Annotated in this window: 20 protein-coding genes and 2 pseudogenes; 14 read left to right on the top strand and 8 right to left on the bottom strand. The window is 48.9% G+C overall.

Annotated elements, in window-relative coordinates; all coding sequences use genetic code 11:
* A pseudogene (locus EQY_RS0110085) lies at positions 1–191 on the bottom strand (D-lactate dehydrogenase); the annotation flags it as partial.
* A 195-nt stretch (positions 192–386) separates the two neighbouring features.
* On the opposite strand from EQY_RS0110085, the gene bglX reads away from it, so the two are divergent.
* The 5 genes from bglX to EQY_RS0110060 all read left to right on the top strand — a co-directional run bounded on the left by bglX (position 387) and on the right by EQY_RS0110060 (position 6,695).
* Entirely contained in the window at positions 387–2,684 is a 2,298-nt protein-coding gene (gene bglX / locus EQY_RS0110080; RefSeq protein WP_000871484.1) for a beta-glucosidase BglX, read from the top strand.
* A 274-nt stretch (positions 2,685–2,958) separates the two neighbouring features.
* Complete coding sequence (gene osmF, locus EQY_RS0110075) at positions 2,959–3,876, top strand: glycine betaine ABC transporter substrate-binding protein OsmF (RefSeq protein ID WP_001131248.1); 918 nt, start codon at positions 2,959–2,961, stop codon at positions 3,874–3,876.
* Between the two features lie 6 nt (positions 3,877–3,882).
* Positions 3,883–5,040 carry a glycine betaine ABC transporter permease YehY gene (yehY, locus tag EQY_RS0110070; RefSeq protein ID WP_000221800.1) on the top strand — a complete coding sequence of 386 codons (1,158 nt, stop codon included), beginning with the start codon at positions 3,883–3,885 and terminating at the stop codon, positions 5,038–5,040.
* Positions 5,033–5,959 (top strand): glycine betaine ABC transporter ATP binding protein YehX, encoded by a 927-nt coding sequence (gene yehX / locus EQY_RS0110065; RefSeq protein WP_000569350.1) that lies wholly within the window; start codon positions 5,033–5,035, stop codon positions 5,957–5,959. Before yehY ends, yehX begins: the two co-directional genes overlap by 8 nt.
* A 4-nt stretch (positions 5,960–5,963) precedes the next feature.
* On the top strand, positions 5,964–6,695 hold the full coding sequence (locus EQY_RS0110060; RefSeq protein WP_000700018.1) for an ABC transporter permease: 732 nt from the start codon (positions 5,964–5,966) through the stop codon (positions 6,693–6,695).
* On the opposite strand, the gene EQY_RS0110055 is transcribed toward EQY_RS0110060, so the two are convergent.
* Together EQY_RS0110055 and mlrA are read right to left on the bottom strand one after the other, a co-directional pair.
* Complete coding sequence (locus EQY_RS0110055; RefSeq protein ID WP_001216965.1) at positions 6,676–6,783, bottom strand: protein YohO; 108 nt, start codon at positions 6,781–6,783, stop codon at positions 6,676–6,678. The two genes, EQY_RS0110060 and EQY_RS0110055, sit on opposite strands and share 20 nt — an antisense overlap.
* A 59-nt stretch (positions 6,784–6,842) precedes the next feature.
* Complete coding sequence (gene mlrA, locus EQY_RS0110050; protein WP_001240389.1) at positions 6,843–7,574, bottom strand: HTH-type transcriptional regulator MlrA; 732 nt, start codon at positions 7,572–7,574, stop codon at positions 6,843–6,845.
* Between the two features lie 221 nt (positions 7,575–7,795).
* On the opposite strand from mlrA, the gene btsS reads away from it, so the two are divergent.
* From btsS to EQY_RS0110035, 3 genes are read left to right on the top strand one after another with little or no spacing between them, the layout of a single operon-like run.
* Positions 7,796–9,481, top strand: coding sequence for a two-component regulatory system sensor histidine kinase BtsS (gene btsS / locus EQY_RS0110045; RefSeq protein WP_024212508.1), 1,686 nt, complete (start codon positions 7,796–7,798; stop codon positions 9,479–9,481).
* Positions 9,478–10,197 (top strand): two-component system response regulator BtsR, encoded by a 720-nt coding sequence (gene btsR / locus EQY_RS0110040; protein ID WP_000598641.1) that lies wholly within the window; start codon positions 9,478–9,480, stop codon positions 10,195–10,197. Before btsS ends, btsR begins: the two co-directional genes overlap by 4 nt.
* A gap of 46 nt (positions 10,198–10,243) precedes the next feature.
* Entirely contained in the window at positions 10,244–10,714 is a 471-nt protein-coding gene (locus EQY_RS0110035) for a YehS family protein (RefSeq protein WP_010347183.1), read from the top strand.
* 42 nt (positions 10,715–10,756) lie between these two features.
* Here the strand turns inward: EQY_RS0110035 and EQY_RS0110030 are convergent, their stop codons facing one another.
* The 3 genes and pseudogenes from EQY_RS0110030 to metG all read right to left on the bottom strand — a co-directional run bounded on the left by EQY_RS0110030 (position 10,757) and on the right by metG (position 13,771).
* On the bottom strand, positions 10,757–11,218 hold the full coding sequence (locus EQY_RS0110030) for a YehR family lipoprotein (protein ID WP_010347181.1): 462 nt from the start codon (positions 11,216–11,218) through the stop codon (positions 10,757–10,759).
* Between the two features lie 106 nt (positions 11,219–11,324).
* A pseudogene (locus EQY_RS26765) lies at positions 11,325–11,564 on the bottom strand (SWIM zinc finger family protein); the annotation flags it as partial.
* 173 nt (positions 11,565–11,737) lie between these two features.
* Positions 11,738–13,771, bottom strand: coding sequence for a methionine--tRNA ligase (metG, locus tag EQY_RS0110025; RefSeq protein WP_024212506.1), 2,034 nt, complete (start codon positions 13,769–13,771; stop codon positions 11,738–11,740).
* Between the two features lie 132 nt (positions 13,772–13,903).
* Here metG and apbC point away from each other — a divergent pair, with 132 nt between their 5' ends.
* From apbC to EQY_RS0109995, 6 genes are all read left to right on the top strand, one after another.
* Positions 13,904–15,013 (top strand): iron-sulfur cluster carrier protein ApbC, encoded by a 1,110-nt coding sequence (gene apbC, locus EQY_RS0110020; protein WP_001005431.1) that lies wholly within the window; start codon positions 13,904–13,906, stop codon positions 15,011–15,013.
* 262 nt (positions 15,014–15,275) lie between these two features.
* The gene (locus tag EQY_RS0110015; protein WP_032225669.1) at positions 15,276–15,557 is read left to right on the top strand and encodes a YehE family protein; all 282 of its coding nucleotides are present in this window, start codon (positions 15,276–15,278) and stop codon (positions 15,555–15,557) included.
* 291 nt (positions 15,558–15,848) lie between these two features.
* Positions 15,849–16,391, top strand: coding sequence for a fimbrial protein (locus tag EQY_RS0110010; RefSeq protein WP_000682827.1), 543 nt, complete (start codon positions 15,849–15,851; stop codon positions 16,389–16,391).
* Between the two features lie 85 nt (positions 16,392–16,476).
* Entirely contained in the window at positions 16,477–17,151 is a 675-nt protein-coding gene (locus EQY_RS0110005) for a fimbria/pilus periplasmic chaperone (protein WP_000677336.1), read from the top strand.
* 15 nt (positions 17,152–17,166) lie between these two features.
* Complete coding sequence (locus tag EQY_RS0110000; protein ID WP_000944515.1) at positions 17,167–19,647, top strand: fimbrial biogenesis outer membrane usher protein; 2,481 nt, start codon at positions 17,167–17,169, stop codon at positions 19,645–19,647.
* 15 nt (positions 19,648–19,662) lie between these two features.
* Entirely contained in the window at positions 19,663–20,697 is a 1,035-nt protein-coding gene (locus EQY_RS0109995) for a putative fimbrial-like adhesin protein (RefSeq protein WP_000797247.1), read from the top strand.
* Positions 20,698–20,778: 81 nt separating this feature from the next.
* On the opposite strand, the gene rcnB is transcribed toward EQY_RS0109995, so the two are convergent.
* Positions 20,779–21,117 carry a Ni(II)/Co(II) efflux transporter accessory subunit RcnB gene (gene rcnB / locus EQY_RS0109990; RefSeq protein WP_000155513.1) on the bottom strand — a complete coding sequence of 113 codons (339 nt, stop codon included), beginning with the start codon at positions 21,115–21,117 and terminating at the stop codon, positions 20,779–20,781.
* 218 nt (positions 21,118–21,335) lie between these two features.
* Positions 21,336–21,777 (bottom strand): nickel/cobalt efflux transporter (locus tag EQY_RS0109985; protein WP_000496522.1); only part of this gene is annotated, 442 nt, incomplete at its 5' end.

Below are 21,777 nucleotides of genomic sequence, written 5' to 3'. Positions count from 1 at the left end.
CCTTCCACCCCCCGCCACAATTCCAGTAGTGAGCCAGGGAAAACGACAGCCAGCGCGTCGCCCTGACCAGAACGGAAGCCCTTGCGATAGCGGGCCGTTTTTGCGGGATCGGTGAGCAGGTGTGAATGACCGACCAGACGGGCAAGTTCATTCAAAAAGGCTTTATTATCAGTTGTTGTCATGGAAGACATTTTCCACTCCTTGTGGTGGCGAAAAAATATCACAAACTAGAATAGCGCCTTGTATGACAATTCAGCGAGTGAATATTTTGAAAATTCAGACAATAAACTGAGCATTCTTTTTCTCTCTCCATCATGCTTATGGCAAACTACGGTTTTTGCACCATTTTCGCTGCCACGTCGGGCAACAAAGGAAGAAAAATCCACATGAAATGGCTATGTTCAGTAGGTATCGCGGTAAGTCTGGCCTTACAGCCAGCACTGGCGGATGATTTGTTCGGTAACCATCCATTAACGCCCGAAGCGCGTGATGCGTTCGTCACCGAACTGCTCAAAAAAATGACGGTTGATGAGAAGATTGGTCAACTGCGCTTAATCAGCGTCGGCCCGGATAACCCGAAAGAGGCGATCCGCGAGATGATCAAAGACGGGCAGGTTGGGGCGATTTTCAACACCGTAACCCGTCAGGATATCCGCGCCATGCAGGATCAGGTGATGGAATTAAGCCGCCTGAAAATTCCTCTCTTCTTTGCCTATGATGTGCTGCACGGTCAGCGCACTGTCTTCCCGATTAGCCTCGGCCTGGCCTCTTCTTTTAACCTCGATGCGGTGAAAACAGTAGGGCGCGTCTCTGCTTATGAAGCGGCAGATGATGGCCTGAATATGACCTGGGCGCCAATGGTCGATGTCTCGCGCGATCCGCGCTGGGGACGTGCTTCCGAGGGTTTTGGCGAAGATACGTATCTGACCTCAATCATGGGTAAAACCATGGTGGAAGCGATGCAGGGTAAAAGCCCGGCAGATCGCTACTCGGTGATGACCAGCGTCAAACACTTTGCTGCATACGGCGCGGTAGAAGGTGGTAAAGAGTACAACACCGTCGATATGAGCCCGCAGCGTCTGTTTAATGACTATATGCCGCCGTACAAAGCGGGGCTGGATGCAGGCAGCGGCGCGGTGATGGTGGCGTTGAACTCGCTGAACGGCACGCCAGCCACCTCCGATTCCTGGCTGCTGAAAGATGTGCTGCGCGATCAGTGGGGCTTTAAAGGCATCACCGTTTCCGATCATGGCGCAATCAAAGAACTGATTAAACACGGTACGGCGGCAGATCCGGAAGATGCGGTGCGCGTGGCACTGAAATCCGGGATCAACATGAGTATGAGCGACGAGTATTACTCGAAGTATCTGCCTGGTTTGATCAAATCCGGCAAAGTGACGATGGCTGAGCTGGACGATGCCGCGCGTCACGTACTGAACGTCAAATATGACATGGGACTGTTTAACGATCCGTACAGCCACCTTGGGCCGAAAGAGTCTGACCCGGTGGATACCAATGCTGAAAGCCGCCTGCACCGTAAAGAAGCGCGTGAAGTGGCGCGTGAAAGCCTGGTGTTGCTGAAAAACCGTCTCGAAACGTTACCGCTGAAAAAATCGGCCACCATTGCGGTGGTTGGGCCACTGGCGGACAGTAAACGTGACGTGATGGGCAGCTGGTCCGCAGCCGGTGTTGCCGATCAATCCGTGACCGTACTGACCGGGATTAAAAATGCCGTCGGTGAAAACGGTAAAGTGCTGTATGCCAAAGGGGCGAACGTTACCAGTGACAAAGGCATTATCGATTTCCTGAATCAGTATGAAGAAGCGGTCAAAGTCGATTCGCGCTCGCCGCAAGAGATGATTGATGAAGCGGTGCAAACCGCGAAACAATCTGATGTGGTGGTGGCTGTGGTCGGTGAAGCACAGGGGATGGCGCACGAAGCCTCCAGCCGTACCGATATCACCATCCCGCAAAGTCAGCGTGATTTGATTGCGGCGCTGAAGGCCACCGGTAAACCGCTGGTGCTGGTGCTGATGAACGGTCGTCCGCTGGCGCTGGTGAAAGAAGATCAGCAGGCCGACGCGATTCTGGAAACCTGGTTTGCGGGTACGGAAGGGGGGAATGCGATTGCCGATGTATTGTTTGGCGATTACAACCCGTCCGGCAAGCTGCCGATGTCCTTCCCGCGTTCTGTCGGGCAGATCCCTGTGTACTACAGCCATCTGAATACCGGTCGCCCGTATAATGCCGACAAGCCGAACAAATACACTTCGCGTTATTTTGATGAAGCTAACGGGGCGCTGTACCCGTTCGGTTATGGTCTGAGCTATACCACGTTCACCGTCTCTGATGTGAAACTCTCTGCCCCGACCATGAAGCGTGACGGCAAAGTGACCGCCAGCGTGCAGGTGACGAATACCGGCAAACGCGAAGGGGCGACGGTGGTTCAGATGTATTTGCAGGATGTGACCGCTTCTATGAGCCGTCCGGTGAAGCAGTTGAAAGGTTTTGAGAAAATCACCCTCAAACCGGGCGAAACTCAGACTGTCAGCTTCCCGATCGATATCGAGGCGCTGAAGTTCTGGAATCAGCAGATGAAATATGACGCCGAGCCAGGCAAGTTCAATGTCTTTATCGGCACTGATTCCGCACGCGTTAAGAAAGGCGAGTTTGAGTTGCTGTAATGCTTTAGTAAGGGCGCGACGTTTGCGCCCTTTGCCTGATGCGCTGCGCTTATTAGGTCTACAGAATGGTTACAACTTGTTGATTTTTCACCCGCTGTAGGCCGGATAAGGCGCTTGCGCCGCATCCGGCAGGAAACGTCGGTCAGTATTTCCCCCTTTAAGTATTTATCTGATTCTGCAACTGAATCCGCCCAGTCAGGCTAACCCCGCCATTATCAACTATGCTTTTCTCTTAATTCGCTGAAAACAACAGTAAAAGAATGAGGAAAGCATCATGCCACTCTCAAAGGTCTGGGCAGGTTCACTGGTTTTGTTGGCAGCCGTGAGCCTGCCGCTACACGCGGCTTCCCCCGTTAAAGTCGGTTCAAAAATCGATACCGAAGGCGCGCTACTCGGCAACATCATCTTGCAGGTACTCGAAAGCCACGGCGTACCGACGGTCAATAAAGTGCAACTCGGAACGACTCCTGTGGTGCGTGGGGCGATTACTTCTGGCGAGCTGGATATCTATCCGGAATACACCGGCAATGGCGCTTTCTTCTTTAAAGATGAAAACGATGCGGCGTGGAAAAATGCCGGGCAAGGCTACGAGAAAGTCAAAAAGCTCGATGCAGAGCAAAACAAGTTAATCTGGCTGACGCCCGCGCCTGCGAATAACACCTGGACCATCGCCGTGCGTCAGGATGTGGCAGAGAAAAACAAACTCACTTCGCTTGCCGATCTCAGTCGTTATTTGAAAGAGGGGGGCAACTTCAAACTTGCGGCCTCCGCAGAGTTTATTGAACGCGCCGATGCGTTACCCGCTTTTGAAAAAGCTTACGACTTTAAACTCGATCAGGATCAGTTACTGTCACTTGCAGGCGGCGACACGGCGGTGACCATTAAAGCCGCTGCCCAACAAACATCCGGCGTTAATGCGGCGATGGCTTACGGCACTGACGGCCCGGTAGCGGCGCTGGGACTGCAAACCTTAAGCGATCCGCAAGGCGTGCAACCTATCTACGCGCCTGCACCAGTGGTGCGTGAATCGGTGTTGAAGGAGTATCCGCAAATGGCACAGTGGCTACAGCCAGTCTTCGCCAGCCTCGATGAAAAAACATTGCAGCAACTGAATGCCAGCATTGCCGTTGAAGGACTGGATGCCAAAAAAGTGGCTGCCGACTACCTGAAACAAAAAGGGTGGACGAAGTAATTTCTCGTGACTTATCTACGTATTAATCCTGTTCTGGCGCTGCTGCTGTTGCTGACGGCAATCGCAGCGGCACTGCCGTTTATCAGTTACGCGCCTAACCGGCTGGTCTCTGGTGAGGGGCGTCATCTCTGGCAACTGTGGCCGCAAACGATCTGGATGCTGGTGGGCGTTGGTTGCGCCTGGCTGACTGCCTGTTTTATTCCCGGTAGAAAAGGCAGCATTTTTGCACTCATCCTTGCGCAATTCGTCTTCGTATTGCTGGTGTGGGGAGCTGGAAAGGCGGCGACACAACTGGCGCAAAATGGCAGTGCGCTGGCGCGTACCAGCCTCGGCAGTGGTTTCTGGCTGGCAGCGGCGCTGGCACTGCTGGCCTGTAGTGATGCCATCCGCCGAATCTCCACGCATCCGCTGTGGCGCTGGTTGTTGCATATGCAGATTGCCATCATTCCGCTGTGGTTGCTGTACTCCGGCGCGCTTAACGATCTCTCGCTAATGAAAGAATACGCCAACCGTCAGGATGTGTTTGATGACGCGCTGGCACAGCATCTGACGTTGCTGTTTGGTGCGGTGCTGCCTGCGTTAGTGATTGGTGTGCCGCTGGGCATCTGGTGCTACTTTTCCACTGCACGGCAGGGGGCAATTTTTTCTCTGCTCAATGTCATTCAGACCGTGCCTTCGGTGGCGCTCTTTGGCCTGTTGATTGCGCCGCTTGCCGCGCTGGTTACGGCCTTTCCGTGGCTGGGGAAGCTCGGCATAGCAGGAACCGGAATGACACCCGCACTGATTGCGCTGGTGCTCTACGCGTTACTGCCGTTAGTGCGCGGCGTGGTAGTGGGCTTGAATCAGATCCCGCGCGACGTGCAGGAGAGCGCCACAGCGATGGGCATGAGCGGGACGCAGAGTTTTTGGTATGTGCAGTTACCGCTGGCGTTACCGGTATTTCTGCGCAGCCTGCGGGTGGTGATGGTGCAAACTGTAGGTATGGCGGTGATTGCGGCGTTAATCGGCGCAGGCGGTTTTGGTGCGCTGGTTTTCCAGGGGCTGCTAAGCAGCGCCATTGATTTAGTGTTGCTCGGGGTGATCCCGGTAATTGTTCTGGCGGTGCTTACCGATGCGCTGTTCGATTTGCTTATCGCACTGCTGAAGGTGAAACGTAATGATTGAATTTAGCCATGTCAGCAAACTGTTCGGCGCACAAAAAGCCGTTAACGATCTCAATCTCAATTTTCAGGAAGGGAGTTTTTCGGTGCTGATTGGCACATCTGGCTCCGGCAAATCCACCACCCTGAAAATGATTAACCGCCTGGTGGAGCATGACAGCGGCGTGATCCGCTTTGCCGGAGAAGAAATTCGCTCGCTGCCAGTACTGGAGTTGCGGCGCCGGATGGGATACGCCATCCAGTCGATAGGTTTATTTCCCCACTGGAGCGTGGCGCAAAACATCGCCACCGTGCCGCAATTACAAAAATGGTCGCGGGCGCGGATCGACGATCGTATCGACGAATTAATGGCGCTGTTGGGGCTGGAGTCAAATTTGCGTGAGCGTTATCCACATCAACTTTCTGGTGGTCAGCAGCAGCGAGTCGGCGTTGCTCGTGCGCTGGCTGCCGATCCGCAAGTTTTGCTGATGGATGAACCGTTTGGCGCGCTGGATCCGGTGACGCGCGGCGCGTTGCAGCAAGAGATGACGCGCATTCACCGTTTGCTGGGGCGCACTATTGTGCTGGTCACTCATGATATTGATGAGGCGCTACGGCTGGCAGAACATCTGGTGTTGATGGATCATGGTGAAGTGGTGCAGCAGGGCAATCCGCTGACGATGCTTACTCGTCCAGCGAATGATTTTGTCCGCCAGTTTTTTGGGCATAGTGAACTGGGTGTGCGCCTGCTTTCGTTACGTAGTGTGACTGATTATGTGCGCCGCAACGAACGCGCTGAAGGTGAGGCGCTGGCAGAAGAGATGACGCTACGTGATGCGCTCTCATTGTTTGTCGCTCGTGGTTGTGAAGTGTTGCCGGTGGTTGACGATCAAGGTAAACCTTGCGGCACATTACATTTTCAGGATCTGCTGGTGGAGGCGTAATCGTATGAAAATAATGCGCGATCCGCTGTTCTGGCTTATTGCTCTGTTTGTGGGGCTGATTTTCTGGCTACCCTATAGCCAGCCGTTGTTTGGTGCTTTATTTCCACAATTACCTCGGCCTGTTTATCAGCAGGAAAGTTTTGCTGCCCTGGCGCTGGCTCATTTCTGGCTAGTGGGGATCTCAAGTTTGTTTGCCGTGATCATTGGTACCGGTGCCGGAATTGCTGTCACTCGCCCGTGGGGCGCGGAGTTTCGCCCGATGGTCGAAACCATTGCCGCCGTTGGGCAGACTTTTCCGCCCGTAGCTGTGCTGGCGATTGTTGTTCCGGTGATGGGGTTTGGTCAGCAACCGGCGATTATTGCTTTGATCCTTTACGGCGTGCTACCGATCTTACAGGCGACACTTGCCGGACTGGGATCGATTGATGCCAGCGTGACAGACGTTGCCAAAGGGATGGGAATGAGCCGGGGTCAGCGATTGCGTAAAGTGGAGTTACCGCTGGCAGCGCCAGTGATTCTGGCTGGCGTGCGGACTTCAGTGAGTATCAATATTGGTACGGCGACCATTGCCTCAACGGTAGGAGCCAGCACGCTGGGTACGCCCATCATTATCGGACTTAGCGGATTTAACACTGCTTATGTGATTCAGGGGGCGTTGCTGGTGGCACTGGCGGCGATCATCGTAGACCGCCTGTTTGAACGGTTGGTGCAGCTACTCAGCCAGCACGCAAAATAAAGGTATAACCTGCGAGCATGACGCCACCGATACCGCCTAACGCCATCAACAGGAACAGGGTGATAACCCCAATTTTCGCTATGCGCATAATGCACTCCTTATGTTAACGAAAGGATTGTACAGTAAAGCGCATTTGTTAACGAATCATTAAATGCCGAGTGGGAAAATATCATGGCCTTGTTCCTGCCAGTTGGTGAGCTGCTGCTGCTGGGCGGGAGACTGGTTTTCACCGCACCACACCAATAGCGTGCGGCCTTCAAACAGTTCCGGGCGGAGCTGGTTGAGGGAATGGGCGAGGACATCAATGCGCCATCCTTGCTGGCTGGCAATCCAACCCTCCAGCCACAGCCGCGTGGTATCCTGAATATTCCAGCCAACCACCAGCGCATCTTTACCCTGTTTTTTACGTGCCGAAGCCAGACAAATGGCGATGTAGTTGATCAGTACACCGTCGAGGATCGCCAGTAACGCCTGGAGAGTTGGTTGCTGACACTGAAGACGTCGGCGCAGAGGAATGAACAGATGTGTGGTGAGCGTCTGGGCGGGGTAATCCTGACCACGTTCTTTGATCCACATTCGCAGACTTTGTAGATTGCCACTTTGCAGGTAATTAAGCAGAGTTTCTTGCTGATCGCGCCAGCCGTTTTGCACATCAACATTCTCATTACTGAGTAGCATTTTAACTTTGCTGACCTGCACACCGTTATCGATCCAGCGTTTGATCTCGCGGATCCGGTCGATATCGGCATCGTTGAACAGGCGATGACCGCCGTCTGTGCGCTGCGGTTTCAACAATCCGTAACGCCTCTGCCACGCGCGTAACGTGACAGGATTGATATCACAAAGCAACGCCACTTCACCAATTGTGTAAAGCGCCATCCTCTCACCCTTGCTCGCGAGGTCCCGGTTTAACTTTAGACGCAGATTTGCGAACCAGGTAGTTTTGTCCGTTTTTAGTTCATCGTTAGGGTGATTTTATTTTTGCCAGGTGATTTTGAGTGATCGTACTCACGAATTCTCATTTTTCTGCAAGAGTTCAAAGAAAGTTAAACGCAGGCAATGTATGTTACGCGTTTTAAAGGGAAGTGTGGTTTGCGGGTATGTACGATTTTAATCTGGTGTTGCTGCTGCTTCAGCAGATGTGCGTTTTTTTAGTCATTGCGTGGTTAATGAGTAAAACGCCATTATTCATACCATTAATGCAGGTCACGGTTCGTCTGCCGCATAAATTTCTCTGCTACATCGTCTTTTCCATTTTCTGCATTATGGGCACCTGGTTCGGGTTGCACATCGACGATTCGATTGCTAATACGCGGGCGATTGGCGCGGTGATGGGCGGCTTACTCGGCGGTCCGGTCGTCGGTGGGCTGGTTGGTCTGACCGGCGGGTTACATCGATACTCAATGGGGGGCATGACTGCGCTAAGCTGCATGATTTCGACCATCGTTGAAGGATTGCTCGGCGGCCTGGTACACAGCATCCTGATCCGTCGCGGGCGCACTGATAAAGTCTTTAACCCCATTACCGCCGGTGCCGTCACGTTCGTCGCTGAAATGGTGCAAATGCTGATCATCCTGGCAATCGCCCGACCTTATGAAGATGCGGTGCGTCTGGTGAGTAATATTGCTGCGCCAATGATGGTCACCAATACCGTCGGCGCGGCGCTGTTTATGCGTATATTGCTCGATAAACGCGCGATGTTTGAAAAATACACTTCAGCTTTTTCTGCCACTGCGCTGAAAGTAGCGGCCTCGACGGAAGGCATTTTGCGCCAGGGGTTTAACGAAGTGAACAGCATGAAAGTGGCACAGGTGCTGTATCAGGAGCTGGATATTGGTGCAGTCGCGATTACCGATCGAGAGAAATTGCTGGCCTTTACCGGAATTGGTGACGATCACCATTTACCCGGCAAACCGATTTCTTCGACTTACACCTTAAAAGCGATTGAAACCGGCGAAGTGGTCTACGCCGATGGCAACGAAGTGCCTTACCGTTGCTCTTTGCATCCGCAATGCAAACTGGGTTCGACGCTGGTGATTCCGTTGCGTGGTGAGAATCAGCGGGTGATGGGCACCATCAAATTGTATGAAGCGAAAAACCGTTTGTTCAGCTCAATCAACCGCACGCTGGGGGAAGGGATTGCGCAATTGCTTTCGGCGCAGATCCTCGCCGGGCAATATGAGCGGCAAAAAGCGATGCTCACGCAGTCAGAAATTAAACTGCTTCACGCCCAGGTGAATCCCCATTTCCTGTTCAATGCGCTTAACACCATTAAAGCCGTTATCCGCCGCGACAGCAAACAGGCCAGTCAACTAGTGCAGTATCTTTCCACTTTTTTCCGCAAAAACTTAAAGCGGCCTTCGGAGTTTGTTACTCTCGCCGACGAAATTGAACACGTGAATGCTTATCTGCAAATTGAAAAGGCGCGCTTCCAGTCACGGTTGCAGGTCAACATTGCTATTCCGGAGGAATTATCCCGGCAGCAGTTGCCCGCGTTTACCCTGCAACCAATAGTGGAAAACGCTATTAAACATGGAACCTCACAACTGCTGGATACAGGGCGAGTGGCAATTAGCGCAAGGCGTGAAGGGCAACATTTGATGCTGGAGATCGAAGACAATGCCGGTTTGTATCAACCGGCAACCAATGCCAGTGGGCTGGGGATGAATCTGGTGGATAAGCGTTTACGTGAGCGGTTTGGCGATGACTATGGGATAAGCGTCGCCTGTGAGCCTGATAGTTACACCCGAATAACGTTACGACTGCCATGGAGGGACGAGGCATGATTAAAGTCTTAATTGTCGATGATGAACCATTAGCACGGGAAAACCTGCGCGTATTTTTGCAGGAGCAGAGCGATATTGAAATTGTCGGCGAGTGCTCAAACGCCGTGGAAGGGATTGGCGCGGTGCATAAACTGCGCCCGGATGTGCTGTTTCTCGACATTCAGATGCCACGCATCAGCGGTCTGGAAATGGTGGGGATGCTCGACCCGGAACATCGTCCGTATATCGTTTTTCTCACCGCGTTTGACGAATACGCCATTAAAGCCTTTGAAGAACATGCCTTTGATTATCTGCTGAAGCCGATTGATGAAGCGCGGCTGGAGAAAACGCTGGCGCGTTTGCGTCAGGAGCGGAGCAAGCAGGATGTTTCGCTGTTACCGGAAAATCAGCAGGCGCTGAAATTTATTCCTTGTACGGGGCACAGTCGGATTTATTTACTGCAAATGAAAGATGTAGCGTTTGTCAGCAGTAGGATGAGCGGTGTTTACGTCACCAGTCACGAAGGGAAAGAGGGCTTTACTGAACTGACTTTACGCACCCTGGAGAGTCGTACACCGCTACTGCGTTGTCATCGCCAGTATCTGGTTAACCTCGCGCATTTACAGGAGATTCGTCTGGAAGATAATGGCCAGGCCGAGTTGATTTTGCGTAATGGCTTAACCGTGCCGGTCAGCCGCCGTTATCTGAAAAGCTTAAAAGAGGCGATTGGCCTGTAAAAGACTGCTAAAATGGCTTTTTGCCTCATCAACACCTGAAGGCCTCATGCTAAGTAACGATATTCTGCGCAGCGTGCGCTACATTTTAAAAGCCAATAATAACGACCTGGTGCGCATTCTGGCGCTGGGCAATGTCGAAACCACTGCCGAACAGATTGCCATCTGGTTGCGTAAAGAAGATGAAGAAGGTTTTCAACGTTGTCCGGACATTATTTTGTCCTCATTCCTGAATGGTCTGATTTACGAAAAACGCGGCAGGGATGAGTCTGCACCGGCACTGGAGCCGGAACGTCGTATTAATAACAATATTGTGCTGAAAAAATTGCGCATCGCGTTTTCACTGAAAACCGATGACATCCTGGCGATCCTCACCGAACAGCAGTTCCGCGTTTCTATGCCGGAAATTACTGCGATGATGCGCGCACCGGATCATAAAAACTTCCGCGAATGCGGCGATCAATTCTTGCGTTATTTTCTGCGTGGACTGGCTGCGCGCCAGCATGTGAAGAAAAACTAAGACAGGTCTGGAGGCCATGCAGAGAGCATGGCCTCCGGCAGATTATTTCACTTCTTTAAAGCCAGCGGCTTTCATCACCAGTTCCATTTGCGCCATAGTGATACCTTTTTTGGCATCGTCAGCAGAAATGTTAATGCCGGAAATACCCTGCAGGGCTTTAAAATCAACTTTTTCCATATCGATAGTCACGTTTTCCTGCGCGTAAGTATCAGTAAAGGTTAATTTTTCTTCAACGCCAGCAATGTTTTTATATTTTGCACTTAACGGCTCAAGCTTTTTAGCCGCCTCTTCTTTGTTAGCTGCACCGATGGTTGCAAACTGAATTTTGGTTTCTGAAGATTGCTTAAGCACCTTGTCGCCTTTGTAGACATAGGTAATGGCAATTTCAGTACCGTTCAGATTGGCACTAAATTTCTTTGATTCTTCTTTGTCACCACAGCCAGCGAGAGAGAAAACCAGAACAGATGCAACAACGAGGGAAAACAGCTTGTTGAAAGCCTTCATGTAAAACTCCATTTTATCAAGATCAGAAAACTGGTGACTCTCACCAGGGCGCTATAGAATATTCTTTATACCTCGTCTTGAGCAGTCCGGAAATGGAGTAGATCTCTTAATAAAAAGCATTTTTTCCTCCTTGTTGCTCAAGCATCAGTAACAACTGTTCGCAGAGTAAAACACAATTATTCAATACTTCTGCCAGTGTCTCGCTTTCCGAATTGCGTAATTGCTTCAACACATGCGCCAGCCGATAAAAACCGATTACGGAGAGTTCGTTCGCCAGCAAATCAGCCTGACTAATGGCGCTCTGTTCCTGATAGCGCCAGCCGTTATGGAGCAGTTGAATAATTATGTGATTTCTCGTCCTGATAGATAAAGTGTCTCATTCTGCATCCCTGTAATTTTATCCAGTTTAATACAGATGCTAACAGCATTTGCGCAGGTTACAGAGCGACAAAAAGGCGAGAAAACAACTTTAGGAATTTATAAAGAAAAGGCGCTGTTGATGCAGCGCCTTGAAGGGAGTTATTTCACTTGATGACCAGGTTTAGCACCGGCATCCGGGCTTAACAGGAAGATATCTTTCCCGCCAGGACCTGCGGCCATCACCATGCCTTCGGAGATACCAAAGCGCATTTTACGCGGAGCCAGGTTAGCCACCATAATGGTGTGACGACCAATCAGCGCCTGTGGGTCTGGGTAAGCAGAACGAATGCCGGAGAAGACATTGCGTTTTTCGCCACCCAGATCCAGCGTCAGGCGCAGCAGCTTGTCAGAACCCTCAACAAACTCTGCGTTTTCAATCAGCGCCACGCGCAGGTCAACTTTGGCGAAGTCGTCAAAGGTGATGGTTTCCTGAATCGGATCATCAGCCAGCGGGCCAGTAACTGGCGCGGCAGTTGCTTTCACTTCTTCTTTGGATGCTTCCACCAGTGCTTCCACCTGTTTCATATCGATACGGTTATACAGTGCCTTGAACGGATTCACTTTATGGCCCAGCAGCGGTTGCTGAATACCATCCCAGGTCAGTTCCGTATTGAGGAATGCTTCCGCACGTTCAGTCAGTTTCGGCAGTACCGGCTTCAGGTAAGTCATCAGCACGCGGAACAGGTTTATGCCCATTGAGCAAATCGCTTGCAGTTCGGCATCGCGGCCTTCCTGTTTCGCCACCACCCACGGAGCCTGCTCGTCAACATAGCGGTTAGCCAGGTCAGCCAGCGCCATGATTTCGCGCACAGCTTTACCAAATTCGCGGCTTTCCCACGCTTCGCCAATAACTTCAGCGGCATCGGTAAAGGTTTTGTACAGTTCAGGGTCAGCCAGTTCGCTTGCCAACACGCCGTCAAAACGCTTGTTGATAAAGCCAGCGTTACGGGAGGCCAGGTTAACCACTTTATTGACGATATCGGCATTCACACGCTGAACGAAATCCTCCAGGTTGAGATCGATATCATCAATGCGCGAAGAGAGTTTCGCAGTGTAGTAGTAACGCAGGCTGTCAGCGTCAAAATGATTCAGCCAGGTGCTGGCTTTAATAAAGGTGCCGCGAGACTTGGACATCTTCGCGCCGTTCACCGTCACATAGCCATGAACAAACAGGTTGGTCGGCTTGCGGAAGTTGCTGCCTTCCAGCATGGCAGGCCAGAACAGGCTGTGGAAGTAAACAATATCTTTACCGATGAAGTGGTACAGCTCGGCGGTGGAGTCTTTCTTCCAGTATTCATCGAAGCTTACGCTGTCGCCGCGCTTGTCGCACAGATTCTTGAAAGAACCCATGTAGCCAATCGGTGCGTCCAGCCAGACGTAGAAGTATTTGCCTGGTGCGTTCGGAATTTCAAAACCGAAGTAAGGCGCATCGCGGGAGATATCCCACTGTTGCAGGCCGGATTCAAACCACTCCTGCATTTTGTTTGCCACCTGCTCCTGCAACGCGCCGCTGCGGGTCCATGCCTGCAACATTTCGCTGAAAGAGGGCAGATCAAAGAAGAAGTGTTCGGAATCACGCATCACCGGCGTAGCACCAGAAACCACAGATTTCGGCTCGATCAGTTCAGTCGGGCTGTAGGTCGCGCCGCAGACTTCACAGTTATCGCCGTATTGATCTGGCGCTTTACATTTCGGGCAGGTGCCTTTCACAAAACGATCCGGCAGGAACATACCTTTTTCCGGGTCGTACAACTGAGAGATGGTGCGGTTTTTAATAAAACCGTTCTCTTTCAGGCGAGTATAGATAAGCTCAGACAACTGACGGTTCTCTTCGCTGTGCGTCGAGTGATAGTTGTCGTAGCTGATATTAAAGCCTGCGAAATCAGTCTGATGCTCCTGACTCATTTCGCCAATCATCTGCTCCGGGGTAATACCAAGCTGCTGGGCTTTCAGCATGATCGGCGTACCGTGGGCATCGTCGGCGCAGATGAAGTTGACCTCGTGGCCGCGCATTCGCTGGTAACGGACCCAGACATCAGCCTGGATGTGCTCCAGCATATGGCCGAGGTGGATAGAGCCGTTAGCGTACGGCAGTGCGCACGTCACCAGAATTTTCTTCGCGACTTGAGTCATAGTAGGCATTACTTCTTAGTAGTGAAAAGGGGTTAGATAGTACCAAATGGAAAAATGTTAAGTAAGTACTTATCTATTTTCTTCAGGTAAACTATTTAGCTGATGGTTTATCTATATAAATAAGGAGTCGGGATGAACGAACAATCCCAGGCCAAATCACCAGAAGCCTTGCGCGCAATAGTCGCCGGGACACTGGCTAATTTTCAGCACCCAACCCTGAAGCATAACCTTACCACGCTGAAAGCGTTGCATCATGTCGCCTGGATGGACGACACGCTGCATGTGGAGCTGGTTATGCCGTTCGTCTGGCATAGCGCGTTCGAAGAGTTAAAAGAGCAATGTAGCGCCGAATTGCTGCGTATCACCGGGGCAAAAGCTATCGACTGGAAACTGTCGCATAACATTGCCACGCTGAAACGCGTGAAGAATCAGCCGGGAATTAACGGCGTGAAGAACATTATCGCGGTCAGTTCCGGCAAAGGTGGCGTGGGTAAATCCTCCACGGCGGTAAACCTGGCGCTGGCGCTGGCGGCGGAAGGAGCGAAAGTCGGCATTCTGGATGCCGACATTTATGGTCCGTCTATCCCAACCATGCTGGGGGCAGAAAATCAGCGTCCGACCTCGCCGGACGGGACTCATATGGCACCGATTATGTCTCATGGCCTGGCAACCAACTCAATTGGTTATCTGGTCACTGACGACAACGCGATGGTGTGGCGTGGCCCGATGGCGAGCAAGGCGTTAATGCAGATGTTGCAGGAAACCTTATGGCCGGATCTGGATTATCTGGTGCTCGACATGCCGCCAGGCACCGGTGACATTCAATTGACACTGGCGCAAAACATTCCAGTAACTGGTGCAGTAGTGGTCACCACACCACAGGACATCGCGCTGATTGATGCGAAAAAAGGTATCGTGATGTTCGAGAAAGTCGAAGTTCCGGTACTGGGTATTGTCGAGAACATGAGCGTCCATATTTGCAGTAACTGTGGTCATCATGAGCCGATTTTCGGCACTGGTGGGGCAGAGAAACTGGCCGAGAAATACCATACGCAGTTGTTGGGGCAAATGCCGTTACACATTAGCCTGCGTGAAGATCTCGACAAAGGAACACCTACCGTTATCAGCCGTCCGGAGAGCGAATTTACTACTATCTACCGCCAACTGGCTGACCGGGTTGCTGCTCAGCTCTACTGGCAAGGTGAAGTTATTCCAGGTGAGATCTCCTTCCGCGCGGTCTAACGTGCATTAGCCTTTCTGGTTGTTCGTCATACACCGCAGAAATGATACATTGATGCGGTGTATTTATTTTGTGGCTTTAAATGAACACTTTTTTAATGCTGCGAATATTCAGTGGATCTTAGTCCTAAACTGTACAAAGTAGATTGATCGTACAGGTAAAGCCTCTTTATCATCCTTCGTGGCTGTGTAGCGGATGTACAGCTATAGTTTGTTATGCACTCAATCTATCCAGGCATAACCTTTACTACAGGGATAACGTTCAATGAATAAGTATTGGCTGTCAGGAATCATTTTTCTTGCCTATGGATTGGCTTCTCCCGCGTTCTCTTCAGAGACTGCCGCATTAACGATTAATGGCAGGATCAGCCCCCCAACATGCAGTATGGATATTGTTAATAGCCAGCCCCAACAGCATTGCGGTCAGGTATCGCAAAGCGTTGATACCCGTCATCGGATTTCTTCGCCGGTAAAAGGCGTCACTACAGAGCTGGTTACAGCGGGCAACGATAGCAAACGTCGAATCGTATTAAATCGCTACGATTAATCAGGCAACACTCTTTTAATAATATTTGGAGAGCCTAAATCATTCCCGTGAATGATTTAGGCTTTTTTATTTATTTTAAGAATGTGGTTAACAGTAAATTATGTCAATTAATAGATGTGGTAAATATTTAATTCCCTTAAGTATTTGTTGTAATTATATTGCAATGGTTAAATTGTTTTGAATCAATAAAACAATACGTTTACATTGCAGTAACTTTTTTGATGTGAGAAATTTGTTTCCACGAGATACAGAGTCTTAACAATCAAAATAAACTATATTAAGGAACCTATTATGAAACATTCAATTATTGCTACCGCTGTCTTTTCTTCTTTTTTTATGAGTGCTGGCGTATTTGCTGCAGACGTTGATACCGGAACTTTAACCATTAAGGGGAATATTGCAGAGTCTCCGTGTAAATTTGAAGCGGGTGGTGATTCAGTAAGTATTAATATGCCAACTGTACCAACCACTGTCTTTGAAGGTAAAGCGAAATATTCTACCTATGATGATGCTGTCGGTGTAACCAGTAGTATGTTAAAAATTAGCTGCCCGAAAGAAGTTGCTGGTGTAAAACTCTCGTTGATCACCAATGATAAAATAACCGGCAACGATAAAGCGATAGCCAGTAGTAACGATACCGTGGGTTATTATCTCTATTTAGGCGATAACAGCGATGTCCTGGATGTTTCAGCGCCTTTTAATATTGAGAGTTATAAAACAGCGGATGGTCAGTATGCGATTCCGTTTAAAGCAAAATACCTGAAACTGACAGAAGACTCAGTGCAATCAGGTGATGTGGTCTCTTCTTTAGTTATGCGTGTGGCGCAGGATTAATAATTAAATAATTTCGCAAGTTTCTCCAGGAAATAAACATGGCCGCTATCTCCATGGCGGCCTTTTAATTTTAAGAGGCATTAAGATGAAAGGGTTATTAGCTTTACTCATTTCTTCTATGGTTCTTCCTGCACATGCCGGAATTGTCATCTACGGGACGCGAATTATTTACCCGGCTGAAAATAAAGAAGTGATGGTGCAGTTGATGAATCAGGGAAACCGATCTTCATTACTTCAGGCGTGGATTGATGATGGCGACACATCACTGCCGCCGGAAAAGATTCAGGTTCCTTTCATGCTAACGCCACCAGTGGCAAAAATAGGGGCTAACTCCGGACAGCAAGTAAAAATTAAAATCATGCCGAATAAGTTGCCCAGTAATAAAGAGAGCATTTTTTATCTGAATGTTCTGGATATTCCACCAAATAGTCCAGAACAAGAAGGCAAGAATGCACTGAAGTTTGCGATGCAAAACAGAATCAAATTGTTTTACCGACCGGCGGGTATTGCTCCGGTTAATAAAGCAACGTTTAAGAAATTGCTGGTAAATCGTAGCGGCAATGGGCTGGTGATAAAAAATGATTCGCCGAACTGGGTGACGATTTCCGATGTAAAAGCGAATAATGTCAAAGTCAATTATGAAACCATCATGATTGCGCCATTAGAAAGCCAGAGTGTAAACGTCAAAACTAATAATGCGAATAGCTGGTATTTGACCATTATTGATGATGATGGCAACTATATTAGCGACAAAATTTAATTGCAGGAGCTGCCCGTGTTGAGAATAACCCCACTCGCATCAGCAATCGTAGCGTTATTGCTCGGCATTGAAGCGTATGCAGCGGAAGAAACCTTTGACACCCATTTTATGATGGGGGGAATGAAAGACCAACAGGTTGCTCATATTCGCCTTGATGATAATCAACCTTTACCGGGCCAATATGACATCGATATTTATGTCAATAAACAATGGCGTGGGAAATATGAGATTATCGTTAAAGATAACCCCGAAGAAACATGCCTGGCGAGAGAAATTATCAAGCGGTTAGGTATTAATACCGATAACTTCGCCAGTAGTAAGCAATGTTTAACATTAGAGCAACTTGTTCAGGGTGGGAGTTATGCCTGGAATATCGGTGTTTTTCGTTTAGATTTCAGCGTTCCGCAAGCCTGGGTTGATGAACTGGAAAGTGGTTATGTCCCGCCGGAAAACTGGGAACGGGGTATTAATGCTTTTTATACCTCTTATTATATGAGCCAGTATTACAGCGACTATAAAGCGTCGGGTAATAACAAGAGTAGTTATGTTCGTTTTAACAGTGGATTAAATCTGCTGGGGTGGCAACTGCATTCTGATGCCAGTTTCAGCAAAACGGATAACAATCCTGGGGAGTGGAAAAGCAATACCCTATATCTGGAACGCGGGTTTGCACAAATTCTCGGCACGCTGCGTGTCGGTGATATGTACACCTCAAGCGATATTTTTGACTCTGTTCGCTTCAGTGGCGTGCGACTTTTTCGTGATATGCAGATGTTGCCTGACTCGAAGCAAAATTTTACCCCACGAGTGCAGGGGATTGCGCAGAGTAACGCGCTGGTAACCATTGAACATAACGGTTTTATTGTTTATCAGAAGGAGGTTCCACCTGGCCCATTTTCGATTACTGATTTGCAATTGGCCGGTGGTGGAGCGGATCTTGATGTTAGCGTGAAAGAGGCTGACGGTTCGGTTACCACGTACCTGGTGCCTTATTCGGCGGTGCCAAATATGTTGCAACCGGGCGTGTCGAAATATGATTTTGCGGCGGGTCGTAGCCATATTGAAGGAGCAAATAAGCAAAGCGATTTTGTTCAGGTCGGTTACCAGTATGGCTTTAATAATTTATTAACGCTGTATGGCGGCACGATGATTGCCAATAATTACTACGCATTTACTCTTGGGACTGGCTGGAATACACGCATTGGCGCGATTTCTGTCGATGCAACAAAATCTCATAGTAAGCAAGATAATGGCGATGTTTTTGACGGACAAAGTTATCAGATAGCCTACAACAAATTTGTGACTCAAACATCGACGCGTTTTGGCCTGGCAGCCTGGCGTTATTCTTCGCGCGATTACCGGACGTTTAATGATTATGTCTGGGCAAATAATAAAGATAATTATCGTCGCGATAAAAATGATGCCTATGACATTGCAGATTATTACCAGAATGATTTTGGGCGCAAAAATAGCTTTTCCGCCAATATGAGTCAGTCATTGCCAGAAGGCTGGGGTTCTGTGTCATTAAGCACATTATGGCGAGATTACTGGGGGCGTAGCGGCAGCAGTAAAGATTATCAGTTGAGTTACTCCAATAACTTGCAACGGATAAGCTATACCCTCGCAGCAAGTCAGGCTTATGACGAGAATCATCATGAAGAAAAACGCTTTAATATTTTTATATCGATTCCCTTTGATTGGGGGGATGATGTCACGACACCACGGCGGCAAATATATATGTCTAACTCAACGACCTTTGACGATCAGGGTTTTGCCTCAAACAATACAGGAATATCGGGAACGGTTGGGAGCCGCGATCAGTTTAACTATGGTGCCAACTTGAGTCATCAGCATCAGGGGAACGAAACGACAGCTGGGGCGAATTTAACCTGGAACGCGCCGATGGTGACAGTGAATGGCAGTTATAGTCAGTCGAGTACTTATCGACAGGCTGGAGCCAGTGTTTCAGGGGGCATTGTCGCCTGGTCTGGTGGTGTGAATCTGGCGAATCGTCTTTCTGAAACGTTTGCTGTGATGCATGCACCAGGAATTAAAGATGCTTATGTTAATGGACAAAAATATCGCACTACAAATCGTAATGGGGTGGTGGTATACGACGGAATGACGTCTTATCGGGAAAATCACCTGATGCTGGATGTGTCGCAAAGTGATAGCGAAACCGAATTGCGCGGTAACCGGAAAATTGCCGCCCCTTATCGCGGCGCGGTCGTGCTGATTAATTTTGATACCGATCAGCGCAAACCCTGGTTTATAAAAGCGTTAAGAGTGGATGGGCAACCATTAACGTTTGGTTATGAAGTTAATGATATCCATGGCCATAATATTGGCGTTGTCGGTCAGGGAAGCCAGTTATTTATTCGCACCAATGACGTACCGCCATCGGTTAATGTAGCAATTGATAAACGACAAGGACTTTCATGCATAATCACCTTCGGTAAAGAGATTGATGAAAGTAAAAATTATATTTGCCAGTAATAGTCAGGTGGTTCTATGAAAAATCGCATAATGTTATTTATATTAATGATGATGGCTATTCCTGTGAGCTATGCGGCATGTTATGGAGAGTTGTCAGCGCAGCATAATTTGGTTGTTCAGGGAGATTTTGCGCTAACTCAAACACAAACGGCGACATATGAGCATAATTTTAATGACTCGTCATGCGTGAGTACGAATACCATCAACCCCATGAGTCCGTCGGATATTGTTGTTGGACTTTATAACGATACCATTAAATTAAATTTACATTTTGAATGGACTAACAAAAACAGCATCACATTATCAAATAACCAGACCAGTTTCACCAGTGGTTATTCAGTAACGGTGACATCGGCAGCCAGTAACGCGAAAGTGAATGTTTCTGCAGGGGGCGGCGGAGCAGTGATGATTAATGGTGTCGCGACATTATCCAGTGCTTCATCAACAACGCGTGGAAGTGCTGCAGTGCAATTTTTACTGTGTTTGCTAGGAGGAAAGTCGTGGGATGCATGTGTGAATAGCTACAGAAATGCATTGGCACAAAATGCAGGTGTCTATTCCTTTAATCTGGCATTGTCATACAACCCGATAACAACGACCTGCAAACCTGATGATTTATTAATTACTTTAGAGAGTATTCCCGTTTCACAATTACCAGTCACAGGTAACAAAACAACAATAAATAGCAAGAAAGGGGATATTATTCTGCGTTGTAAAAATTTATTAGGTCAACAAAATCAAACATCACGGAAAATGCAGGTGTATTTATCAAGTTCTGATTTGTTAACCAGCAGTAACACGATACTGAAAGGTGCGGAAGATAATGGCGTAGGATTTATTCTTGAAAGTAATGGTTCACCAGTCACACTTTTAAATATCACTGACAGCAGTAAAGGATACACAAATTTAAAGGAAATTGCGGCGAAGTCAAAAATTACAGATACAACAGTCTTAATTCCGGTAACAGCCAGTTACTATGTATATGATAAAAATAAAGTTAAATCTGGCGCACTGGAGGCTACTGCCTTGATCAACGTGAAATACGACTAATAACAAGTAAGACGAGCAAGTGGCTAATAATAAAAAATAACAAGGTGTCTGCATTTCCCCCTCATGATGAGGGGGCTTTTTTTAGCGATGGTAGAATATTTCGCCGTCGTAGGCTTTAATGATTTTACCGTCAGTGTCGTTGATCAACACATATGCGCCACCCATATAGGTCCAGTGAGTTCCGGCGTCAGGGGCAGGCAGGTTACGTAACTGCCACTGCTTAATATTGTACTCATCGGTGCGGTACATCTCTGGAACGGTATCGCCTGGTTTGAAATGTTTGAAGTCAGCGATGAAACTGCTCAACTCATACTTTGAAATTCCAGAGGCATTGGTCGAACCCGCAGTGACCGGTGCGGCCCACGCTACGCTGGTTGCCAGCAACAGCGCACCCAACAATAACTTATTTCTTATGGTCATATACTCTCCACGTTGGGGATCAGCAAAATCAGTCGCATATCTTTCCTGTCATACAATATAACCGACAAGCGATATTTTGTTAGTGATCCCATGATTTCGTAAAAAGTGTAAATGAAAGGATGCTGTAAAAGCATCCTCATCGGGCGAAGAGTCAGCGGAAATAGCTGATTTAAGAATCATCCTGGGCTGAAGATAACATGCAAGCCCAAAGGATTGAGTTATCGCATTATGCCCATAAAGCCATGCACGCCCATATACACTCCGACTAAGCCAATTAACAAGCTGGAAAAATAGGGGGCTTTTTGGGCTAGTGTGTTAAATCCGCTCCAGCGTTTTGCCACTTGCTGGACACTGATTGCCGCGCCAACGCCCACGGTGACCAGCGTTAACGCAAGGCCAATACTGAAACTAACGACCAGAGTTGCTCCCAGAGTGAGGGCTTTCAGTTGAATACAAATCAGCAGCACAGTTATCGCTGCAGGGCAGGGGATCAGTCCGCCAGTCAAGCCAAACAGTAAAATCTGCCAGTTCGTGACATCCCTGCCATCAAAGCGTCGTTTAATGTCATTTGCGTGAGCCAGCTCATGGGCGTCCTGATATTCGACATTCTCGCCATGTCCGTGATGGTGATGATGTTCGTGATCATGGTCATGATGGTGG

It is taken from the genome of Escherichia sp. TW14182 (genome assembly GCF_000208525.1).
In the GTDB taxonomy this organism is placed as follows: domain Bacteria; phylum Pseudomonadota; class Gammaproteobacteria; order Enterobacterales; family Enterobacteriaceae; genus Escherichia; species Escherichia ruysiae.
The sequence above is the reverse complement of the archived record's forward strand: the minus strand, read 5'-3'. Positions and strand labels throughout refer to the sequence as shown.